The organism is Exiguobacterium sp. HSB13 (genome assembly GCF_056764755.1).
Map to the genome: position 1 here is coordinate 45,381 of NZ_JBUZOM010000003.1, position 19,006 is coordinate 64,386.

The following is a 19,006-nucleotide window of genomic DNA, read 5'->3' on the forward strand; positions in this document are numbered from 1 at the left end:
CTGATGTGCTTACGCGATGTGTCACTTGCGGATCGCTTTACGACGACCACCCGGCCACCACCAGTTCCAGTGACCAAATAGTTTCATCAGTGCGGGGACGAGTAACATCCGGACAATCGTAGCATCAATAAATATCGCAAGCGCGATACCGACGCCAAGTTGTTTAATTGGACTGACGCCCGTGAAGGCAAACGCTCCAGTGACGACGATCATGATCAAGGCAGCAGACGTAATGATTTTACTCGTCTTCGCAAGCCCCATCTCGGTCGCGTAATCGTTATCGCCTGTCTCGTCATAATACTCTTCCATTCGCGAGACGAGGAACACTTCATAATCCATCGATAAACCAAAGACGAGTGAGAAGATGAAGACCGGTGTCAGAATACCAATCGTCTCCTGCGGAAGAACTGCGCCGGACTCGAACAAGATGACGAGTAATCCGAATGTCGCTCCTAGACTAAGCAAATTCATCAGAATCGCCTTGATGGGGATCAAGATGGACCGGAACGCAATCAGCAGGATGATGAATGTCGCCAAGACGACGACACCGACTGCCAGTGGGAGTTTCGATTCAATGGCATCATAAATTTCCTGGTTGAAGGCTGCCGGTCCCCCGACAAGATAACCGTCCGCTTGCATCTTTCGCACCCAGTCTTGCGAAGCAGCATCCCCCGGATCCCCTTTTAAATTGACGTCGATCCGTGCTTGATCGTTCTCTGACAGAAATGGCTTCAGTGCATCGCGTCCGGCGGGAACAGCGACTAACTGCTCGAGCGGCACTTGTTGCTGTTCGGCAATCGTTGCGGCGGATACGACGGAACGCACCTCAGGATCTGACTCGAGTCGAATCGTCACGTCTTCGATTTTTTCTCGTCCCACCTCTGACGCAGGATCGGCAGACAAGATGAGGACGGCATCTGTTCCATCGTTTCCAAATGTTTTTTCCCACGACTCAAAAGCGAGACGCGATGGATACGACTCTGGTAAAGCAGTCGCTTGCGGAATATTCAACGTCAAGTCACGTAACGGCAATAAACAAGGCAAAAGAAGTAATAAAGATAGAATCGTGACTGCGACCGGCCGCTTCATGACGAAACGAGCGAGGCGCCGCCAACGATCTTCACTACGACCGGCTCGTTGCCGGAAGAGTCGCCCTTTCTCTAGCACCTTCCCGAAGACGATCAATAGTGCCGGCAGCAGTGTCAACGCACTGATGACTGCCCCGAGGACCGAGACGAGCGTACCGATCGCAACAGCACGGAAGACATCCACATCAATCAATAACAATCCAGCGAGTCCGACGAAGACACAGATTCCGGAAAATAAAATCGAACGTCCTGCCGTCTCGACCGAACGGATTGCTGCTTTCCGAATATCTTGTCCGTCCTGCCGTTCTTCGCGAAATCGATTGACGTATAACAACGAAAAATCAATTCCGAGCGCAAGCGAAATCATCGCGACCGCATTCAAGACGAAGATTGATAACTCTTGTTGTCCGGCAACGAAATACAGAACACCGGCACCAAAGATAAAAGTAACGAGACCCATGATCAACGGCAAAATCGCCGCAACCGGTGTACCAAAAACGAGTAGCAAGACGATCAATGCTGCCGGAATTCCAATCAACTCAGCCCGGATGAGGTCATTTTTGGACGCTGTATTCAAATCATCGACGACGACCGGTTCACCGGTCAGTCGAATTGTTCCAGTGTCATCCAATTGACGCGTGACTGCAGCTGCCCATTTCGCATCAAGTGTCGGTACACCGACCGTCACGTACCCCTTATCGTCCCGAATCGCTCGCGGATTTTCGACGGGACCAGTGACGTTTCCGACGCCATTAATATCACGGAAGCGCTCGACATGTTCCACCATCGTTTGTTGTAGATTCTCTTGATTTTCAAATAGAACGATGATCGTATGCGGATCCTGACCGAAGTCTTGATCGAGTACGGTCTCGACGCGTTGAAAATCACCGTCACGCGTAAATCCGTTTCCTTCTAGCCGATCGGGTAGTTGATAAGCGAAATATCCAAGCACGACGAGCAGGATTGCCCAAACAATCAACACTCCTCGAAAATACGTACTCATCAGATGACCAAGCCGTTCCATGATGCGTCCCCTTTCTGTATAAAACGTACAAAAAACATCCTTCTTGCTGAAAAGCGAAAAGGATGTTTCATTACGTCTTTTGAAAAATTTGAACCCATGTGTTGCCGAATGTCGCCGATGTCGACACGATCGCAAGACGTCGCGCCTCTTCATCGAGTAACACACTTTTGAGTAAAACGGAGGAATGACATCCCTCGAACTTATATTTCAGCTGACTCTTCTCATACAAGTAAAAACGAGATGAATCGGTGATCGAAAACAATTGGTGCCGGTGATCAACGAGTGAATACTCCGCGTAATCCGAAAAAGGAATGATCGATTCCTGATCCGTCGCAGCGTCCCAAATCACATACCGTTCTTTTAGATCATCATAGGAGATAATCGTCGTAGGTGCGATGAATCGTTCGAACGTCAAACGTGTATCATATCCTCGCTCCACTAAGCGTCCGAACAGTGGCGCCTCTTCATAATTTGAGTACCGCCAGTCCCCTGTTTGAACGTTCACACAGATGACGTCTGTTTCTGCCGTGTACAGGAAGATCTCATCGTCTTGCCACAAGAATAAATTACTGAACCATGCTTCGGAAAAAGCAGCGGGTCGCTCGATATAATCTAAATGCCCTTGCTCTAAATCCAATAAACCAAAATAAGCTGACTCTTCAAATACGATGAACAATCGTCCACCGCCTGGCTCAATGTACCAGGAGAATGGAACATACGCACATGCTGTTTCCCATAGTGGTCTTAAATCCGCATCACATTTCATAAATCCGTGGCGATCTCGAAAAAGAAGCAAATCCTCCCCGATTCGATCGAACAGTGAGACGGATTCATGGAGTAACAGCTCTGCAGCAGGTTTATACATATGCATCACTTCCTACTTCATACGGTATCAACCTTCTCGGTTTCTCGCTACTATTGATGCGCTCGGCTTGCACCTCCTGTTATACTAACTTCATGGAAAAAGGAGGACGAACACGATGAAACCTTTACAATTATCAGCAGAGACGGCTGTCGAACTCGCAAAACGTCTGAACGTACCACTTGAGCAGTTAATGCATATGCCACGCCATATCCTGATTCAAAAGCTCGTTGAACTCGAACAGGAACAAGCGAAAACGGAATCTGATTCGTCTAGCGAATCAGAATCTTGAGTAAAAAGCCTCTATTCCAACGATGGAAAGAGGCTTTAATCTTCGTTTAGGATTGTGGATGATAATCCGATTTCCCGTAGCGGAAGACATTGATGATCGCTTTCCCATCGCTCGGATAACCATTCGGGTGATCGATCGGGAAGAGTGAGAAAAAGACGAAATAAAATGAGAAATATGCAAATTGGTAGGTAAAGATCGATGCCTCGAATACACCGGCATAAATGAGACCGTTCACGACTAAGATACTCACCAAGTTTGCGATCGATCCGCCAGCATAAACGAGTATGTTAGCGAATTTCGACTCATTGCGTAATGCCTCATATTGACACCAGCCATCCCAGAAATAGATACGATTCAAGCGGATTGGACCGACACGAAGCAACGATTTTCCTGACCCAATATTGATTTCCATGTTTCCACCGAATAATCGGGCAAAAAAGTAATGCCCCATCTCATGAATCAATGTCACGATAGGCAAAAGTAAAAAGAACGATAAAAAGAATTTCCATAAATCACCGAAACCGAACATACTACGTACACCCTCTCACTTTAAAACAACATCTTAGATACTACATATAGATTTTTCCCGAAAGATGCCTCTTCAAACAATCTTTTGATGATTTTTCGCAAGTCAATTGCATGACAGGGTGACATCGGTTTGTCATCCACGAAAAAAAGGACGAAGCCATCCTGCGCTTCGTCCTTCTATAGTTAATCGGTTTTCTTTCGACGTTTGTTCGCTGCATACAACAATCCAATGATCGTCAGTGCTGCACCACCTGCTACCGCATATTTCTTGTAGTCCGCTTTTCGTTCGGCGATGACCGTCGTCGTCAATGCTTGGACGACCAACTGTTTCTCTTCATGCAACCGTGGTGCGTGCAACTTAACAGCACCCGACTCCACTAATACCTCGAATTCACCACTTGGCAATTCAATCGTGACATCCTCTTCCGTCGCATTATGATAGACACGTTGCCGTTCGACGTATCCTTCATAGGTGCGCTTCAGTTCAAAGGCAATGACGCCTTCTCCTTCTTCCAGGAAACGCAGATGTTTTTTGATCAGCGCTGCGTTTGCGAGACGGAACATCGGATATTGCCGACGAAGGGCAATCAATCCTTTGACGTATTCGACTGCTGGACGCTCTGTTTCCGCCCGTTCATAGTCAAGACGATTGACAACCTCTCCTGCATTGAAGCTGTCACGAATCCCGTCCTTCGTCCGGAAGAACTCTTGTCCGGCATGAAGGAAAGGAATGCCTTGTCCCGTCAAGATGATCGCATTCGCGAGCATTTGTCGTTTCCGACGAATCTCCTCCGTGTCCTCTGGACGAGATACCGTTAATTTATCCCAAATCGTCAAATCATCATGAGCCTCGACGTACGAGACGACCTGATTCGGTTCATCGGCAAACCCTTGCGAAGAGACGTTACCAGCGATTCCCCGTTTGACTTCACTCGTCCGGTCGAATGCACCACTGATGAAACCACGATCTTCTGGTGTTTGAACGTCGCCTTTGACCCCGTCCCGTAAGCCGTTATTGAAATGCGCGATTCCTGGCATCTTCGGTGCGTTGAAATAGTTCGCTTTTTCTTCCGGATCAAGCGGCGTATCGAGATCCCAGCCTTCACCAATGATCAGAATCGACGGATCAATGCGATCGAGTGCATGACGCACCTGATTCATCGTTTCGACATCATGCAGTCCCATCAAATCAAATCGGAAACCGTCCAGATGATACTCTTTCGCCCAGTACGTCACACAATCAAGAATGAACTTCCGCATCATCAGACGTTCAGACGCCGTATCATTTCCACAGAAACTACCGTTCGAGAGACTACCATCCGCCTCTTGACGATAGAAGTAGCCAGGAACGAACTGACCGAGCGGAACCGTTGCCGCATCATACGTATGATTGAAGACGACGTCCATGATGACACGGATCCCACGGTCATGTAACGCCTGAACCAATTGTTTTAATTCAAGGATCCGCGTTCTTGGATCATCCGGATTTGACGAGTACGAACCTTCCGGCGCAAAGTAGTTCACCGGGTCATATCCCCAGTTATAGTTATCCGGGTCGTTCGGCGCTGCCTCATTGACTGAGCCAAAATCGTAGATCGGCAATAACTGGACATGCGTCACACCGAGATCCGCTAAATAATCAAGTCCTGTTAATCCACCATTTGGTGTCCGTGTTCCTGCTTCCGTCAGTCCAGCGAATGTACCACGTGCGACGACACCACTAGCCGGATGACTCGTTGCATCGCGTACGTGTAGTTCATAAACAACTGCGTCTTGCGAAGAATGGAACAGTGGGCGTTCTTCAATCCATCGTTCTGGTGTCACACTTGTCGGGTCAATCAGCGCACCGCGTTTTCCGTTCGTTCCGACGGCTTTCGCATACGGATCGACTGCCTCGACCTTTTGTCCGTTGATGCTCGCTTGAAACGTATAGAAATAACCTTCATATGCCGCTCGATCGAGTTCAACGACGTATGTTCCCCGTTCGCCTGCCATCATCTCGACCTCTTCGACTTTTCGTGCGCGTAATGTCTTATAGAGACGAATCACGACACGTTCTGCCGTCGGCGCCCACAAGCGCACGCGAATCGCTGTCTCTGAGAAAGTCGCTCCTAAATCATTTCCACTATAGGCAAATCGCTCATCCAGTTCTTGCGGTGTGAGCGTCAACATGTCTGCTGTTTGTTTCAAAGCTAAGCACCCCTTTCATTTCATGGTTTTTATTATAACAAAATTTCAAAGCAGTGGACGCTTCCGGTATTCCTCTCTAAAATAGAGAGTGGAATGAAAGGGGAGATTAACATGGCAGCAAAAGATAATTCATTTGATATCGTGTCACAAATCAACATCGAGGAAGTCAAGAACGCCGTCCAGATCGCACTGAAGGAAATCACGAATCGCTTCGACTTCAAAGGTTCAAAGAGCGACATGAAGCTCGAAAAAGAGGATTTGATTCTAATCTCAGATGACGATTTCAAACTCGATCAAGTCAAAGATGTCTTAACAGCAAAATTGATTAAGCGCGAAGTTCCGACCAAAAACCTGCAGTACGAAAAAGTCGAGCAGGCTGCAGGGAATACAGTTCGTCAACGCGTCATTCTGAAAAGTGGAATCGACCGTGACGACGCGAAAAAGATCAACAATGCCGTCAAGGAATCGAAATTAAAAGTGAAGACACAGATTCAAGATGACCAAATCCGTGTCACAGGTAAATCACGTGACGACCTACAACAAGTCATGCAAATCGTTCGTGAGCTTCCGTTATCAGTCGACGTGCAGTTCATTAACTTCCGTTAATCGATTCTCATCAATCGGCTGAACGTTCATGTTCAGTCGATCAAACAAAAAAGGGAGGTGCTTTCTGGATCGTATCCAAAAAGTACCTCCCTTCATTTAATTTAAAGTGTTGTTTATTGCGCTGTGTAACCACCATCGAGAACGACAGCTTGCCCCGTGACACCTGCTGCTTTGTCACTTGCAAGGAAAATAGCGTAATCCGCGATTTCTTTGACTTGGAGTAAACGTTGTTGCGGGACAAGTGGATAGATGACTTCTTCTAATACACGTTCGAGTGGTACATTCCGTGTTTCAGCGAGCGAAGACAATTGGTTTTGGACGAGTGGTGTATCGACATAGCCTGGGCAAATCGCGTTGACCGTGATACCTGAAGTTGCCCCTTCTAATGCTGCGACTTTCGTTAAACCGATGACGCCGTGTTTCGCACTGTTATAAGCAGCTTTCCCTGCAAAACCAATCAATCCGTTGATCGATGACATGTTCAAGATTCGTCCAGAGCCTTGTTTTTTCATGATCGGGAAGACGTATTTCGTATAGAGGAACGGTGCACGAAGCATGATGCTTTGAAGCAAGTCGAATTTCTCAGTCGAGAACTCTTCGATTGGTGAGACGTGTTGCATTCCTGCATTGTTGATGACGATATCGATCGTTCCGTAATGCGCGACAGTCTGTTCGATACTTGATTTGATCGCCTCTTCATTCGTCACGTCACCTGCGACGGCAAATGCATCGAAGCCTTTTTCACGAAGTGTTTCAGCAGAGCGTTTTGCGGCTTCTTCTTGAAGATCGACGATGACGACCTTAGCGCCTTCTTGAGCGAATTCTTCAGCGATCTCAAGCCCGATTCCACTTGCTGCTCCTGTAATTAACGCGACTTTTCCTTCAAGTTGTTTCATCATGATTGATTCCTTCTTTCTTTATCTTTACGTGTTCGGTCTCTTTACTGTACGCTGATTGAAAGAATAATAAAAATGAATACTTGTTATGACATCTATAACTCAAAAGAATAGGAGAATACTGATGGATTTCCGCCAATTGGAATACTTTACGGAAGTAGCACGCTTCAAAAGCTTCACTCGTGCCGCTGAACATCTCCATGTCACGCAACCGACACTCAGTAAAATGGTCCGTCATTTAGAAGAAGAACTTGAGATGGAATTGTTCGATCGGAGTAAACGACAAATCGTCTTGACGGATGCCGGTGAGACCTTATTGATCGAAGGTGAAAAGATTCTACGTCAGTTATCTGATTTGCCTTCTCACCTCTATGATGTCATGCATTTGACGAAAGGAACGATCCGTCTCGGTGTTCCCCCACTGATCGGTTCGCTGTTTTTCCCAGGTCTATTGCGCCGTTTTGAGGAAATGTATCCGATGATCCAAATCGAATTGATTGAAGCCGGTGGACATGCGTTAGAAAAAGCGGTCGTCGCCGGTGAAGTCGATTTGATCGCAACGGTGTTGCCTTCGGATGAGCATTTAACGACACATCCCTTTATCGAAGAGGAATTGCATTTGTTTTTACCAAATGATCATCCACTCGCCGATCGGTCGATGATTGCGTTAGAAGAAGTCGCCGACATGCCGTTTGTCTTGTTTAATGAAACGTTCTCGCTTCACGATGTCGTCTTGAACGCCTGCCAAGATGCCGGATTTACACCTAACGTGTCTCGGGTGAGCTCACAGTGGGACTTCTTATGTTTACTCGTCGCAGAAGGAAATGCCGTGACCGTCCTTCCACGTTCAATCGCTAATCGTTTTTCGATTCGTGGTGTCAAAACGATCCCGCTTAAAACACGAGTGCCGTGGCACTTAGGAATCGCCGTTCCGACCGGTCGCTATCAATCGTACGTGACGCGGAAATGGATTCAATTCGTCAGTGATATGTATTCCAAATAAGCATACCTTTCATAAAAACCATGTATTTGTAGAATGGTATTTCCTCCTTTACGATAAGAACATCGTTAGAAAAGAAAGGAAGTCCTCTACCATGGCAACTCATTTTGAATCACGTCACGAAACAGGCGTAAAAAAACTCAGCGAATTCACAGACGCAAACGCCGCACAATCTACGCATGATAAAATCTCTGAATCCCTGAAAGATATCGCTCCAGCAGTCGGTGAGTGGATCACGGATTTCGCATACGGTGAAGTTTACAGCCGCGATGGTCTCGTCAATCGTGACCGCGCAATCGTCACAATCGCTTCTCTCGTCACACAAGGTACAGAACCACAGCTCGCTCTTCACATCAATACTGGATTGACAGCTGGTTTGACAGGAAACGAAATTGTCGAAGCTATCATGCACCTTGTTCCTTACACTGGATTCCCACGTGTCTTAAACGCACTCGAAGTCGCAAAAGTCGTCTTCGCAGAACGTGGCGTCACAGTCGAAACTGAATAAAACACGTACGACTTGATTGAAAAAAGATGGGCATGACGCATTTTCGGGTATCTCCTTAACGAAAGGAGTGGTCGATTATGCGTTATGCCCTTTTTGCGGATCTTCACAGCTCAGTAGCTGACACAGCGGCTGTCTTAGCTGACATACGGCGACTCGCTCCCGATGCGCATTTGTTTTGTCTCGGTGATATTCATGAATGCCATGTCGGTAAAAAGCGAGCGAAGCGCTATTCTTTTGAATCGCTCTCCCTTGTCGTGACGCTCGATGATGCTTTTTTAGACCTGATTGATTTTAAGAGTTTACTTGGTAATCAAGAAGAACGGATCCTGTCGCTCGTTCCACCACATCTCTCTCCTGTCATCGATGCGTTACGCGATTGCCCGCGAAAACAACGCATCGAGGGGGCATTATTGATTCATGGAGACCAATTGAATTGGTCTCGGGATTTTCAACCCGATCTGTCACAGCAACGTGAACCATTACTCTTTTTTGGTCATAGTCACATCAGAGGATTGTTTCGAAATGGCATCGCCAAACCGAGCCCACTAGGTCAAACTTTATCCATCAAAGGAAAACAATATGCTGTCAATCTGGGTCCCGTCGTGTTCGAACGGGAATGGTGTCTTTACGATTCAGAACAACAATCGATCGTGTTCCATCAGGCGAAGTAAGAAGATACGACAAAAGCCGTCGGGCACAGGGCTCGACGGCTTTTGTTCGTGCATCCTATTGATCAGAGATACCGGACAAGTGATGCCTTGACGACATCTACTTGTGTGAAGTTCGTTTCTTCCACGAATGCTTCGATGACTTGACGGACATCCCCTTGCCGACGTACGAAGCTCGTCGGAACCGGTGTCGTACCAACCAGTTGCTCATGCAGACTCGTCAATTGATGATCGTCGATGATCGTCGTCATCAAATCAAGGAACAGCAGAACGTGCAGACGGTTCAAATAATCCCACGGCTTGTCTTCCGAACGGAATTCATTACGAGCGAGCCACTTCTTCAATCCGATCGCATCGATCTGACTCAATGTCTCTGTCGTGCGTGCCGACTTCCAAAGCGTCAACAGTTCACCTAGTTTTTTCCGTGTCTGTTTCTTGCGCATGAAGAATTCAAAATTGTCTTTCGTCCGTAATGCGTCTCCTTCGATCGGAGCAATCAACTCTGCTTCCGGCGCCGTCACGAAATCGTGAACGAAATCGACAGACTCTCCCGGTAACCAAGCCGCGACTTTCCCGTGAAAATCAGCCATGAAGGCGACCGTTTCTGCCAAAGGCTCCTGCTTCATCTGTGAAGCAGCTTGCTGTAATCGTTCTTTCGTCTCAGTCTTCATAATCTACCTCTTCTTATTCGTGGATTGGTCTTACATTTCTTCTGGAGCGCCGACACCAAGTAAACGAAGACCCTCTGTCAAGACGATCGTGACGGACTTGACGAGTGCAAGACGCGATTGTTTTGCTGCGTCATCTTCGAGAACACGGACGTGTCCGTAGTATTTATTGAAGCTTTGTGCAAGATCTAAGACGTAACGGCTGATGATTGACGGCTCACGACGTGTGAACGCGCGATCGATGACTGTCGAGAATTGGTTCAGCATCGACACGACACCCCATGCATGATCATCGGCGCTACCAGCGAATGGTGTGCCATCATAGCCACCTTTACGGAGCAACGAGTGCGCTCGGGCATTCGTATACTGGACATACGGTCCTGTTTCACCTTCGAATTTCAACATCTGCTCAAGATCGAACTCGATGTTATTCATCCGTTCGTTTTTCAAGTCGTGGAAGATGACGGCGCCGACACCAACTTGACGAGCCGTTGCTTCGGCATTCGCTAAGTTCGGATTTTTTTCCGCGATGTTGTTCTTCGCGACGTCGATCGCTTCTTGTAGTACTTCTTCAAGTAAGACGATCCGACCTTTACGCGTCGACATTTTCTTTCCGTCCTTCATGATCAGACCGAATGGTACATGGTGCATACCGTCGACGTTCTCAAATCCAAGCTTCTTCAAGACTGCGAACAATTGCTTGAAGTGAAGTGCTTGTTCACCACCGACGACGTAGAACGCTTGCTCAAAACGATATGTTTCAAGACGGTAGACAGCAGCCGCTAAGTCACGTGTCGCATAGAGCGTTGCGCCATCTTTCTTTTTAATCAAGGCAGGCGGCATACCTTCTGCTTCGAGGTCGACGACCATCGCCCCTTCTGATTCGACGAGGAGATCTTTTTCTTCGAGCAAATCAATGACGTGCTGCATCTTATCGTTGTAGAAGGCTTCTCCGTTTAAGCTATCGAATTTGACACCGAGCATCTCATAGACACGGTTGAATTCGACGAGTGAGACTTCACGGAACCATGTCCAAAGCGTCGTCGCCTGCTCATCACCTTGTTCGAGTTTTTTGAACCAGAGACGTCCTTCGTCCTCGAGTGATGGATTTGTTTCCGCTTCTTCGTGGAACCGGACGTATAATTTCAACAATTCCTTGATTGGTTCTGTACGGACCGCTTCTTCCTCACCCCACATCGTGTAAGCCACCATCAATTTCCCGAACTGTGTTCCCCAGTCCCCTAAGTGGTTGACACCGACGACGTCATACCCTTTTTTACGTGAGATTTGGTTGAGCGCGTTCCCGATGACCGTCGAACGCAAGTGCCCCATCGAGAATGGTTTCGCGATGTTTGGTGATGAAAAATCAGTGACGATCGTTTTTCCATTCGCTTCACTTGATCCGAACGCCTCTTGCTCGGTCAGAACTTGGTTGACGATTTCTTGCGAGACGACTTCCCGATTCAAGAAGACGTTGATGTAAGGACCAACAGCTTGAACGTTCGAGAACAACGGCGCGTCAATTTTTTCTGCGAGCTCCGAAGCAATCATGTTCGGTGCTTTACGGAATGCTTTTGCGAGCATGAAACATGGGAAAGCAAGATCACCATGATCTTCGTGTTTTGGTTGCTCGATCAGTTGTTCGATTTGTTCAACCGATAAGGCACCTTCCATGACTTGATGTAATACTTCTGCATACTGCGCTTTATAACTCATCTTTATTTCCTCCTGCTTTACTGATTTTTTGGCAATAAAAAACGCCCCTTGCGCCACGCGCAAAGAGACGGAATGACCGCGGTACCACTCTTCTTGGTGTCATTTTGACACCCACCTTGTTCGGGGATAACGGGGTTCCCCCGGCTACGCCTCTTCCATCAGGAATCGGGCAGCGTCTCAGAAGTGCGTTTCACGATCGGTTCGTCCTCAGGCTTCCACCATTCCCTGATTCGCTAGTTGACGAAAATCAACCGTTACTCTCTTCATCATCGACTGTATTCGATATCTTTCACATTATACGCAATTCTTTCTTTTCTCTCAACCTTATTTTTTTGGTAAATGGCTTATCAAAATTTCCACAATTCGGGTATAGGAATAAAAGATACTTCTCAGGGGGAGGGATGTTTCATGCGCTACTACCAACATGTAGCCCGGACAAGCTGGATCGTCTTCGGTCTCGTCGCCTTGACGTTATTAGTGATCGGCATCGTTCATCCACCAACCTTCCATCCTTCTGTCTCCATCATCAACACTCTTTATTTATTCGGACTCGTTCTCCTGTTTCAGTTCGATAATGTCCGTCGTGGTGGCATTTACTATACATTCCAAGAAGGAATCATCTTATTTTTATTCCTCAATTACGGTTTAACGTACGCCTTGATTTTAAGCCAAATCGGTATTCTCGTCTTTCAATTCATGTCTCACCGAAAAGCGATTCGCTGGAAACGTTTCGTCTACCTCTACCCGATCAACGCCTTGTTCGATTTAGTCTACATCTCGCTTCCCGCCTTTGCGTATTATGCGCTCGGTGGTCCGATCGGCTCAAACTTTACGTATACGAAAGCCTTGCTCCCTTTCACCGGCTTTTTAATCACCGTTTTCCTTGTCTCTTATTTCCAATGTCTATTCGTCAATCGCTTCCTCTTCTTGAAATACGATTGGCAACGTCTCGTAAAGCTTCAGTCCCTCGTCTACGGAATCAGCATGTTAAGTGCTCTACTTGGAATCTGGTTCTACGATGAAAGTCCGCTCGTCGCGGCTACAGTTTCCGCCTTGATTCTCTTTTTGTTCAAACGTCTGTTGCAAGAGCGTGGCGACTCCCTTGAAGCAAACGATAATGCTAAGCGATTTGATGATGCGAAGGAACACTTGTTGATTTCCCGCTTCGAACGCGAGACGATTGATTCGTTACTCCTTGATTTACCGCATCTGCTACCGTTTTCTGAAGGTTGGATCTCAATCCAACAACAGCGAAAACAAGTCATCTATAACATCCGGACGAAACAACCGATTGATGTATTACCACTGTTTCATTCCTTGACAGCCGACGATTTGCATACCCCGATCATCTATGGTCTTCGGTGCGACTGGGGCAACGATATTCAAATCGGATTGCCTGTCGATCGTCACTCGATGCTGGCGATTCCTTCGATTACGAGCGGAGAGGTCGATGTCTCGATCATCCTGTTCCATCAAGTCGCAGATGCCTATGATGCGACGAATGCCGATGAGTTATCTCGTCTGCTCCGTATCTTTTGTCGTGTCTTAGAGCGCTCTCGTGAAACGGTTCAACTCTACACGGAAAGTCGGACCGATGCCTTAACGGAATTACCGAATAGTCGTGCCTTCTACGAACACGGTCGGCAGGAGTTTGCTGCTGACTGCTATCCGCTCTCCGTGATCCTGTTTGATATTGATCATTTTAAACGCGTCAACGATACGTACGGTCATAAAGTAGGCGATCTTGTCCTTCGTGAACTCGGTCGACGTATCCAAGCGATCCAATTGCAACATGATGAGGTCTTTGCTGCTCGTTATGGCGGGGAGGAATTCGTACTTCTCTTACGAAATGGTAGTCAAGAGGCTGCCATCCAGATTGCCGAGACGGTCCGCCATGCGGTCATGGATCGTCCCTTCCTCGTCGATGGTCACCGACTGTCCTTAACCGTCAGCCTCGGAATTGATACAGTGGAAGAAAGATATCAACGGACGTTCGAAGAGTCGTTACGTCAAGCCGACCATGCACTCTATGTCGGCGGAAAACACAACGGACGTAACTGTACCGCGCATTATGCAAACCTTTGAAAGGTCGTGACTCTATTGTCGATTACAGAAATTGAAATGACGCTTCCGACATCACAAGCCCACCGGACGATTCGGATTCATCGTCCGCCCCATTTAGATCCGAACGAAGCCTTACCGGTGATTTATATGCACGATGGACAAAATGTCTTTAGTGGAGAAACCGCCTCGTTCGGAAAAGGCTGGGAGATTCATCTTGCACTACAACAGACACAAATTCCGGCAATGGTCGTTGCGATTGACAGTCCAGAAGACGGCATGGATCGTTACGATGACTACGCCCCCTGGAGTGACGAAGCTTTACTGATGCGGACTGCCTATCCCTCGCACCGGACGTCAATCGGGGGAAACGGTAAGGTCTACATGGACTGGATTATCCGCGAGTTAAAACCATATATTGACGCCAACTACGCGACACGTCCTGATGATACGACGATGATCGGTAGCTCGATGGGTGGCGTCATCTCGCTCTATGGTTTATTCGCATATCCGGAAGTCATCACGCGTGTCGCTGCTTTGTCGACTGCTGGATGGGCAAACTTTTCTTCACTCCTTGAATTCATCGAGCGTAGTCCGTCTCTGTCTGCCGCTCATCGCTGTTATATGGATGTTGGTACTAAAGAAGTGAGCGGTCCGATGACCGAGACAGATTATTTACACACGAATGATGTCTTAGCACGAGCGGTCGAACAGAAACTTACTCAAAGTCGCTATACGATCATCCCGGAAGCGATTCATCATGAAACCGCCTGGGCGAAACGTTTACCGGATATTTTGCGTTACTTATTTCCTTCCTCTTGAGTACACAAAAAGAGTCGGGTGATTTCTTTAAGTAGAAATCATCCGACTCTTAGTCTTGTCTTATACTAATTCTTCTTGTTGCTCTTTTTCATAACGGTTGCGCGGATGCTCCCGGCATTCATCGGAACACGAACGCATGACTTTTGGTTCGCATTCTTCACAGCAGAAGTGCTGTCGATTACATTCCGGGTTTGCACAATTAACGTAACGCGTCTCCGGTTTTCCACAGTAGTAACATTCTGAGACGACAGAAGGATTGACGGCATTTACAGGAACTTGTACACGCTCATCAAAGACGTATAGTTCGCCTTCCCAGTCTTCTCCTTGCGTCTGTTCATCTTTTCCGTACATGACGACTCCGCCTTTTAGGTGGAAGATATCATCACTCTGTTGCCGTTTACGGAAGTACGCCGTGAATTTTTCACAACGAACGCCACCCGTACAATATGTGAGAACCTTTTTTCCTTCAAATAAATGCTCGTTCTCGTCAAGCCACTCCGGGAATTCCCGTGAAGCATCGACATCGACTTTTACAGCATTCTTGAAGTGTCCGAGGTCGTATTCATAGTTGTTTCGTACATCGAGAATGACGACATCATCTTGTTTCATCATTTCTTTCCACTCTGCTGGTTCAAGATACGCAGCGTGTTCTTCTGGTACGTTGAATTCATCCTCAAAACGCCATGTGACGAGTTCTTTTTTGTAACGGACGAACGTCTTTTTGAAGGCGTGCTCTTCGACTTCATCGATTTTGAATTCGATGTCAGCGAATCGTGGATCCGCCGTCAAGTCCTTCATGTATTGTTCCGTTTGTTCGACCGTTCCAGAGAGTGTGCCGTTGATTCCTTCTGGTGCGATCAAAATCCGACCTTTAATACCGAGCTCTTTACAGTAAGCAAGATGCTCTTTCGTTAGCTGTTCCGCATTTTCGATCGGAACATACTTATAAAATAATAGTACGCGATAAGGTTTCATATTCCTCATTAGCCCCCATGTCAGTTTTTTGCAGTAAAACGAACGTTGGCAAACGAAGCGTCTAGCTATTGACTAGCTGGGAACGCCTGCAAAACGCACCCATTTAAGTATAATACCAACTCCCTTTCGAATGTACAATCTACAATTCCTGAATCCCTTTCAAGGAATTTCATTCCCTTTCTGAATCAGAAAGAGGTAAAATAAAACACAGTAGTACATCTCGCAAGGAGGATTCCGAATGCTCCATACACTTCGTGACTGGATCGAGCAGATGATTTTCTTTCTCCAAGACTTACCTGGAGGAGCTGCCACCGGTTTGATTGCCCCGTTTCTTGAGTCTCTATTTCCTTTCCTGCCACTCGTCCTGATCATTTCCGCGAATGCGGCAACCTATGGTTTTGGTATGGGTGTTCTCGTATCATGGGTCGGGAGCATGCTTGGATCACTCGTCGTCTTCGCTTGTATTCGATATCTATTTCGTCGTCCGGTCACGCGTTGGCTTGAAAAACACCATGCCGCGCAACAGTGGATCGAACGTGTTCGTCACATGAGTCCCATCTCACTCGGATTCTTTTTCTCGCTTCCGTTCATGCCTGCGTTCATCATCACGTCCATTTCCGCCATGATTCAACTATCGTTGCGGACGTATTTGATCGCTGCTGGTGCCGGTCGTTTAATCGTCGTCATCATCTTCTCGCTGATCGGAAAAGAATGGTCGACGTTCCTTGAGCGTCCGATGCGTCTCGTTCTTCTATTTTTGATTTTACTCGCCATTTGGGGAGTCAGTCGCGGAACGGAAGAGTGGTTAAAGCGTCGCGCCCTTTCAAAACGCGCGGATCATTTACGGGAAATCGAAGACAAAATCGAACGTCCAACTGAAAAATGACTCAAGCCTGTCTATGATTTCATAGACAGGCTTTTTTTGAGTTAATTTCGTTTTTTGTCGTACTAGGTCTTTTGAATCATTTTCCGACATAAATAATATATAAAAATAACGTTCAAACAATGTTCAATATTGCAAACGCTTACATTAAATTGGTATGACCAATATTAATATAATAATGAGCTTTTCTTCTTAAAAATTAGGATAGCTTTTCCAGAAACGACATCCTTATAATGAATTTACATTCATTCCTTAAAGGAGGCGTCCTCATGCATCAAGTGTCCGAAGTTCAAAAAAATGAAGCGACTCAATCCGCTCCAGCAATCGTCGAGAGCGCTACCTTTCAACAATTGATGCGTCAAAAGAATGGCTTCATTCTTCCAGCCATCAGTTTCTGTCTTATTTTTTATTTTACGCTTCCGATTTTAACAAGCTACTTCACGATTTTAAATCAGCCGGTGTTCGGTGATATTACAGGTGCTTGGATCTTCGCTTTTGCTCAGTTCATCATGACGTGGACGTTCTGCATGATGTACAGCAAAAAAGCACGTGCCTTTGATCGACTTGTCGAACAGATCAAGGAGGAGTCGAAATGAATTATACTGCCGTTGCTTTATTTGCGGCGATCGTCGGTTTGACGCTCGTCATTACATACTTTGCTGCTCGTAAAACAAAAACTGCTAACGACTTTTATACAGCGGATGGCGGACTCACGGGTGCACAAAACGGGATGGCGATTGCCGGCGACTATATGTCCGCTGCCTCGTTCCTCGGAATTGCTGGGATGATCGCTTTGGCCGGATTTGACGGATTCTTCTACTCGATCGGTTTCCTCGTTGCCTATCTGGTTGTCTTGTACCTCGTTGCCGAACCACTTCGGAACCTTGGGAAATACACGATGGCAGATATGATTGCCGCTCGGTTCAATGCTTCAAAAGTTCGCGGAGTCGCTGCCATGAACTCAATCGCGATCTCGATTTTCTATATGATTGCACAACTCGTCGGTGCGGGTGCCTTGATTGAACTGTTATTAGGAATTCCTTACACGACGAGTGTCATCATCGTCGGTATCTTGATGACAGTCTACGTTGTCTTCGGTGGTATGACAGCGACCTCATGGGTCCAAATCATCAAAGCGATTCTCTTGATGGCAGGAACAGCTGTCATTTCGTTCATGGTATTCGCCAAGTTCGATTTTTCGATCTTCAAGATGTTTTCAGAAGTCAAACAAGCGACACCGCTCGGTGATTCATTCTTGAATCCCGGAAACAAGTTCAAATTACCGCTCGATACGATTTCATTGAATCTCGCACTCGTTCTCGGAACGGCTGGATTACCACATATCTTGATTCGTTTCTTTACTGTTAAGGATGCTCCAACTGCTCGTAAATCCGTCGTATATGCGACGTGGATCATCGGTGCCTTTTATATCTTGACGATCTTCCTCGGCTTTGGTGCCGCTGCTTTCGTCGGTTCTGAAGATATCATTGCTGCCAATGCTGCTGGTAACATGGCGGCACCACTTCTCGCTCAAGCACTCGGTGGTGATTTACTCTTCGCGTTCGTCGCTGCAGTCGCCTTTGCGACGATCCTCGCCGTTGTGGCGGGACTCGTCTTATCCGCAGCATCCGCCTTTGCCCATGATTTCTATAGTCATATTTTACGTAAAGGACAAGCAACGGAAAAAGAACAGATGACGGCAGCACGACTCGCTTCCATCGCCGTCGCCTTGATTTCGATGGTACTGGCATTGTTCGCACAAACGATGAACGTCGCGTTCCTCGTTTCGCTTGCCTTTGCTGTCGCGGCAAGTGCCAACTTGCCAGTCATTCTCTTGACGATCTTCTGGCGCCGTTTCAATACTGGCGGAGCTGTCACAGGTATGGTCGTCGGGTTATTCTCTTCACTGATTCTCGTCGCACTCAGTCCAAATCTTTGGGCAGTCGACGGTTCAGCCTTGTTCGTCGGGGAAGCCCTCTTCCCGCTGACGAATCCAGGAATCGTCTCTATCCCACTTGGCTTCCTCGGAGCCATCGTCGGGACATTGTTGACGAAATCGAACGAAGTTGCCGGTAACTTCGAGCGTATCTTAGTCAAGGCCAATACCGGTATCGATGCAGCCACGGAAGTCGCCGCGTCAAAAGAATAAGTTCCCCTTAACGGCTCCTTCAACCCCCTTGAAGGAGCCGTCCCCTTTTACATTCTTCTCATTCATTGCC

The 19,006-nt window shown here is 47.1% G+C and carries 18 protein-coding genes and 1 other annotated feature; of the genes, 10 read left to right on the plus strand and 8 right to left on the minus strand.

The window, feature by feature from the left end; translation table 11 throughout:
* Window positions 1–21 precede the first annotated feature (21 nt).
* Window positions 22–2,112, minus strand: coding sequence for an MMPL family transporter (locus ACZGCQ_RS13810; RefSeq protein ID WP_481266611.1), 2,091 nt, complete (start codon window positions 2,110–2,112; stop codon window positions 22–24).
* 70 nt (window positions 2,113–2,182) lie between these two features.
* Window positions 2,183–2,977, minus strand: coding sequence for a hypothetical protein (locus ACZGCQ_RS13815; RefSeq protein WP_481266612.1), 795 nt, complete (start codon window positions 2,975–2,977; stop codon window positions 2,183–2,185).
* Window positions 2,978–3,092: 115 nt separating this feature from the next.
* On the opposite strand from ACZGCQ_RS13815, the gene ACZGCQ_RS13820 reads away from it, so the two are divergent.
* Window positions 3,093–3,266: a YycC family protein gene (locus ACZGCQ_RS13820; RefSeq protein ID WP_023469668.1), complete on the plus strand. Its 174-nt coding sequence runs from the start codon at window positions 3,093–3,095 to the stop codon at window positions 3,264–3,266.
* Window positions 3,267–3,312: 46 nt separating this feature from the next.
* Here ACZGCQ_RS13820 and ACZGCQ_RS13825 read toward each other — a convergent pair whose 3' ends face one another.
* Both ACZGCQ_RS13825 and pulA read right to left on the minus strand, forming a co-directional pair.
* On the minus strand, window positions 3,313–3,795 hold the full coding sequence (locus ACZGCQ_RS13825) for a site-2 protease family protein (protein WP_029342882.1): 483 nt from the start codon (window positions 3,793–3,795) through the stop codon (window positions 3,313–3,315).
* A 182-nt stretch (window positions 3,796–3,977) separates the two neighbouring features.
* Complete coding sequence (pulA, locus tag ACZGCQ_RS13830; protein ID WP_481266613.1) at window positions 3,978–5,984, minus strand: type I pullulanase; 2,007 nt, start codon at window positions 5,982–5,984, stop codon at window positions 3,978–3,980.
* A 111-nt stretch (window positions 5,985–6,095) separates the two neighbouring features.
* On the opposite strand from pulA, the gene ACZGCQ_RS13835 reads away from it, so the two are divergent.
* The gene (locus ACZGCQ_RS13835) at window positions 6,096–6,590 is read left to right on the plus strand and encodes a YajQ family cyclic di-GMP-binding protein (RefSeq protein WP_023469671.1); all 495 of its coding nucleotides are present in this window, start codon (window positions 6,096–6,098) and stop codon (window positions 6,588–6,590) included.
* A gap of 113 nt (window positions 6,591–6,703) precedes the next feature.
* Here ACZGCQ_RS13835 and ACZGCQ_RS13840 read toward each other — a convergent pair whose 3' ends face one another.
* Window positions 6,704–7,489, minus strand: a complete 786-nt coding sequence (locus ACZGCQ_RS13840) for a 3-hydroxybutyrate dehydrogenase (protein WP_029342884.1) — start codon at window positions 7,487–7,489, stop codon at window positions 6,704–6,706.
* Window positions 7,490–7,610: 121 nt separating this feature from the next.
* Here ACZGCQ_RS13840 and ACZGCQ_RS13845 point away from each other — a divergent pair, with 121 nt between their 5' ends.
* The 3 genes from ACZGCQ_RS13845 to ACZGCQ_RS13855 all read left to right on the plus strand — a co-directional run bounded on the left by ACZGCQ_RS13845 (window position 7,611) and on the right by ACZGCQ_RS13855 (window position 9,665).
* Window positions 7,611–8,489 (plus strand): LysR family transcriptional regulator, encoded by an 879-nt coding sequence (locus ACZGCQ_RS13845; RefSeq protein ID WP_481266614.1) that lies wholly within the window; start codon window positions 7,611–7,613, stop codon window positions 8,487–8,489.
* A gap of 91 nt (window positions 8,490–8,580) precedes the next feature.
* A complete protein-coding gene (locus ACZGCQ_RS13850) occupies window positions 8,581–8,994 on the plus strand; it encodes a carboxymuconolactone decarboxylase family protein (RefSeq protein ID WP_023469674.1) in 414 nt (137 codons plus the stop codon).
* 77 nt (window positions 8,995–9,071) lie between these two features.
* Entirely contained in the window at window positions 9,072–9,665 is a 594-nt protein-coding gene (locus ACZGCQ_RS13855; RefSeq protein ID WP_481266615.1) for a metallophosphoesterase family protein, read from the plus strand.
* A 62-nt stretch (window positions 9,666–9,727) separates the two neighbouring features.
* Here ACZGCQ_RS13855 and ACZGCQ_RS13860 read toward each other — a convergent pair whose 3' ends face one another.
* Together ACZGCQ_RS13860 and argS are read right to left on the minus strand one after the other, a co-directional pair.
* A complete protein-coding gene (locus ACZGCQ_RS13860; protein WP_481266616.1) occupies window positions 9,728–10,333 on the minus strand; it encodes a hypothetical protein in 606 nt (201 codons plus the stop codon).
* A gap of 30 nt (window positions 10,334–10,363) precedes the next feature.
* Window positions 10,364–12,046 (minus strand): arginine--tRNA ligase, encoded by a 1,683-nt coding sequence (argS, locus tag ACZGCQ_RS13865; protein ID WP_481266617.1) that lies wholly within the window; start codon window positions 12,044–12,046, stop codon window positions 10,364–10,366.
* Window positions 12,047–12,106: 60 nt separating this feature from the next.
* Window positions 12,107–12,325 (minus strand) — a binding site (T-box leader).
* 129 nt (window positions 12,326–12,454) lie between these two features.
* On the opposite strand from argS, the gene ACZGCQ_RS13870 reads away from it, so the two are divergent.
* Window positions 12,455–14,131, plus strand: a complete 1,677-nt coding sequence (locus tag ACZGCQ_RS13870; protein WP_481266618.1) for a GGDEF domain-containing protein — start codon at window positions 12,455–12,457, stop codon at window positions 14,129–14,131.
* A 15-nt stretch (window positions 14,132–14,146) separates the two neighbouring features.
* Window positions 14,147–14,929, plus strand: coding sequence for an alpha/beta hydrolase (locus ACZGCQ_RS13875; RefSeq protein ID WP_069940082.1), 783 nt, complete (start codon window positions 14,147–14,149; stop codon window positions 14,927–14,929).
* 60 nt (window positions 14,930–14,989) lie between these two features.
* On the opposite strand, the gene trhO is transcribed toward ACZGCQ_RS13875, so the two are convergent.
* Window positions 14,990–15,904, minus strand: a complete 915-nt coding sequence (gene trhO / locus ACZGCQ_RS13880; RefSeq protein WP_023469680.1) for an oxygen-dependent tRNA uridine(34) hydroxylase TrhO — start codon at window positions 15,902–15,904, stop codon at window positions 14,990–14,992.
* Window positions 15,905–16,142: 238 nt separating this feature from the next.
* On the opposite strand from trhO, the gene ACZGCQ_RS13885 reads away from it, so the two are divergent.
* From ACZGCQ_RS13885 to ACZGCQ_RS13895, 3 genes are all read left to right on the plus strand, one after another.
* Entirely contained in the window at window positions 16,143–16,790 is a 648-nt protein-coding gene (locus ACZGCQ_RS13885) for a TVP38/TMEM64 family protein (protein WP_029342892.1), read from the plus strand.
* Window positions 16,791–17,056: 266 nt separating this feature from the next.
* A complete protein-coding gene (locus tag ACZGCQ_RS13890) occupies window positions 17,057–17,383 on the plus strand; it encodes a DUF485 domain-containing protein (RefSeq protein ID WP_023469682.1) in 327 nt (108 codons plus the stop codon).
* Window positions 17,380–18,936 carry a solute symporter family protein gene (locus tag ACZGCQ_RS13895; protein WP_214729068.1) on the plus strand — a complete coding sequence of 519 codons (1,557 nt, stop codon included), beginning with the start codon at window positions 17,380–17,382 and terminating at the stop codon, window positions 18,934–18,936. The genes ACZGCQ_RS13890 and ACZGCQ_RS13895 overlap by 4 nt, the downstream gene beginning before the upstream one ends.
* Window positions 18,937–19,006: the final 70 nt, after the last annotated feature.

Coding starts and splice junctions, on each gene's coding strand:
- ACZGCQ_RS13810 (WP_481266611.1), bottom strand. CDS start 2,112: ATGGAACGGCTTGGTCATCTGATGAGTACGTATTTTCGAGGAGTGTTG.
- ACZGCQ_RS13815 (WP_481266612.1), bottom strand. CDS start 2,977: ATGTATAAACCTGCTGCAGAGCTGTTACTCCATGAATCCGTCTCACTG.
- ACZGCQ_RS13820 (WP_023469668.1), top strand. CDS start 3,093: ATGAAACCTTTACAATTATCAGCAGAGACGGCTGTCGAACTCGCAAAA.
- ACZGCQ_RS13825 (WP_029342882.1), bottom strand. CDS start 3,795: ATGTTCGGTTTCGGTGATTTATGGAAATTCTTTTTATCGTTCTTTTTA.
- ACZGCQ_RS13835 (WP_023469671.1), top strand. CDS start 6,096: ATGGCAGCAAAAGATAATTCATTTGATATCGTGTCACAAATCAACATC.
- ACZGCQ_RS13840 (WP_029342884.1), bottom strand. CDS start 7,489: ATGATGAAACAACTTGAAGGAAAAGTCGCGTTAATTACAGGAGCAGCA.
- ACZGCQ_RS13845 (WP_481266614.1), top strand. CDS start 7,611: ATGGATTTCCGCCAATTGGAATACTTTACGGAAGTAGCACGCTTCAAA.
- ACZGCQ_RS13850 (WP_023469674.1), top strand. CDS start 8,581: ATGGCAACTCATTTTGAATCACGTCACGAAACAGGCGTAAAAAAACTC.
- ACZGCQ_RS13855 (WP_481266615.1), top strand. CDS start 9,072: ATGCGTTATGCCCTTTTTGCGGATCTTCACAGCTCAGTAGCTGACACA.
- ACZGCQ_RS13860 (WP_481266616.1), bottom strand. CDS start 10,333: ATGAAGACTGAGACGAAAGAACGATTACAGCAAGCTGCTTCACAGATG.
- argS (WP_481266617.1), bottom strand. CDS start 12,046: ATGAGTTATAAAGCGCAGTATGCAGAAGTATTACATCAAGTCATGGAA.
- ACZGCQ_RS13870 (WP_481266618.1), top strand. CDS start 12,455: ATGCGCTACTACCAACATGTAGCCCGGACAAGCTGGATCGTCTTCGGT.
- trhO (WP_023469680.1), bottom strand. CDS start 15,904: ATGAAACCTTATCGCGTACTATTATTTTATAAGTATGTTCCGATCGAA.
- ACZGCQ_RS13885 (WP_029342892.1), top strand. CDS start 16,143: ATGCTCCATACACTTCGTGACTGGATCGAGCAGATGATTTTCTTTCTC.
- ACZGCQ_RS13890 (WP_023469682.1), top strand. CDS start 17,057: ATGCATCAAGTGTCCGAAGTTCAAAAAAATGAAGCGACTCAATCCGCT.
- ACZGCQ_RS13895 (WP_214729068.1), top strand. CDS start 17,380: ATGAATTATACTGCCGTTGCTTTATTTGCGGCGATCGTCGGTTTGACG.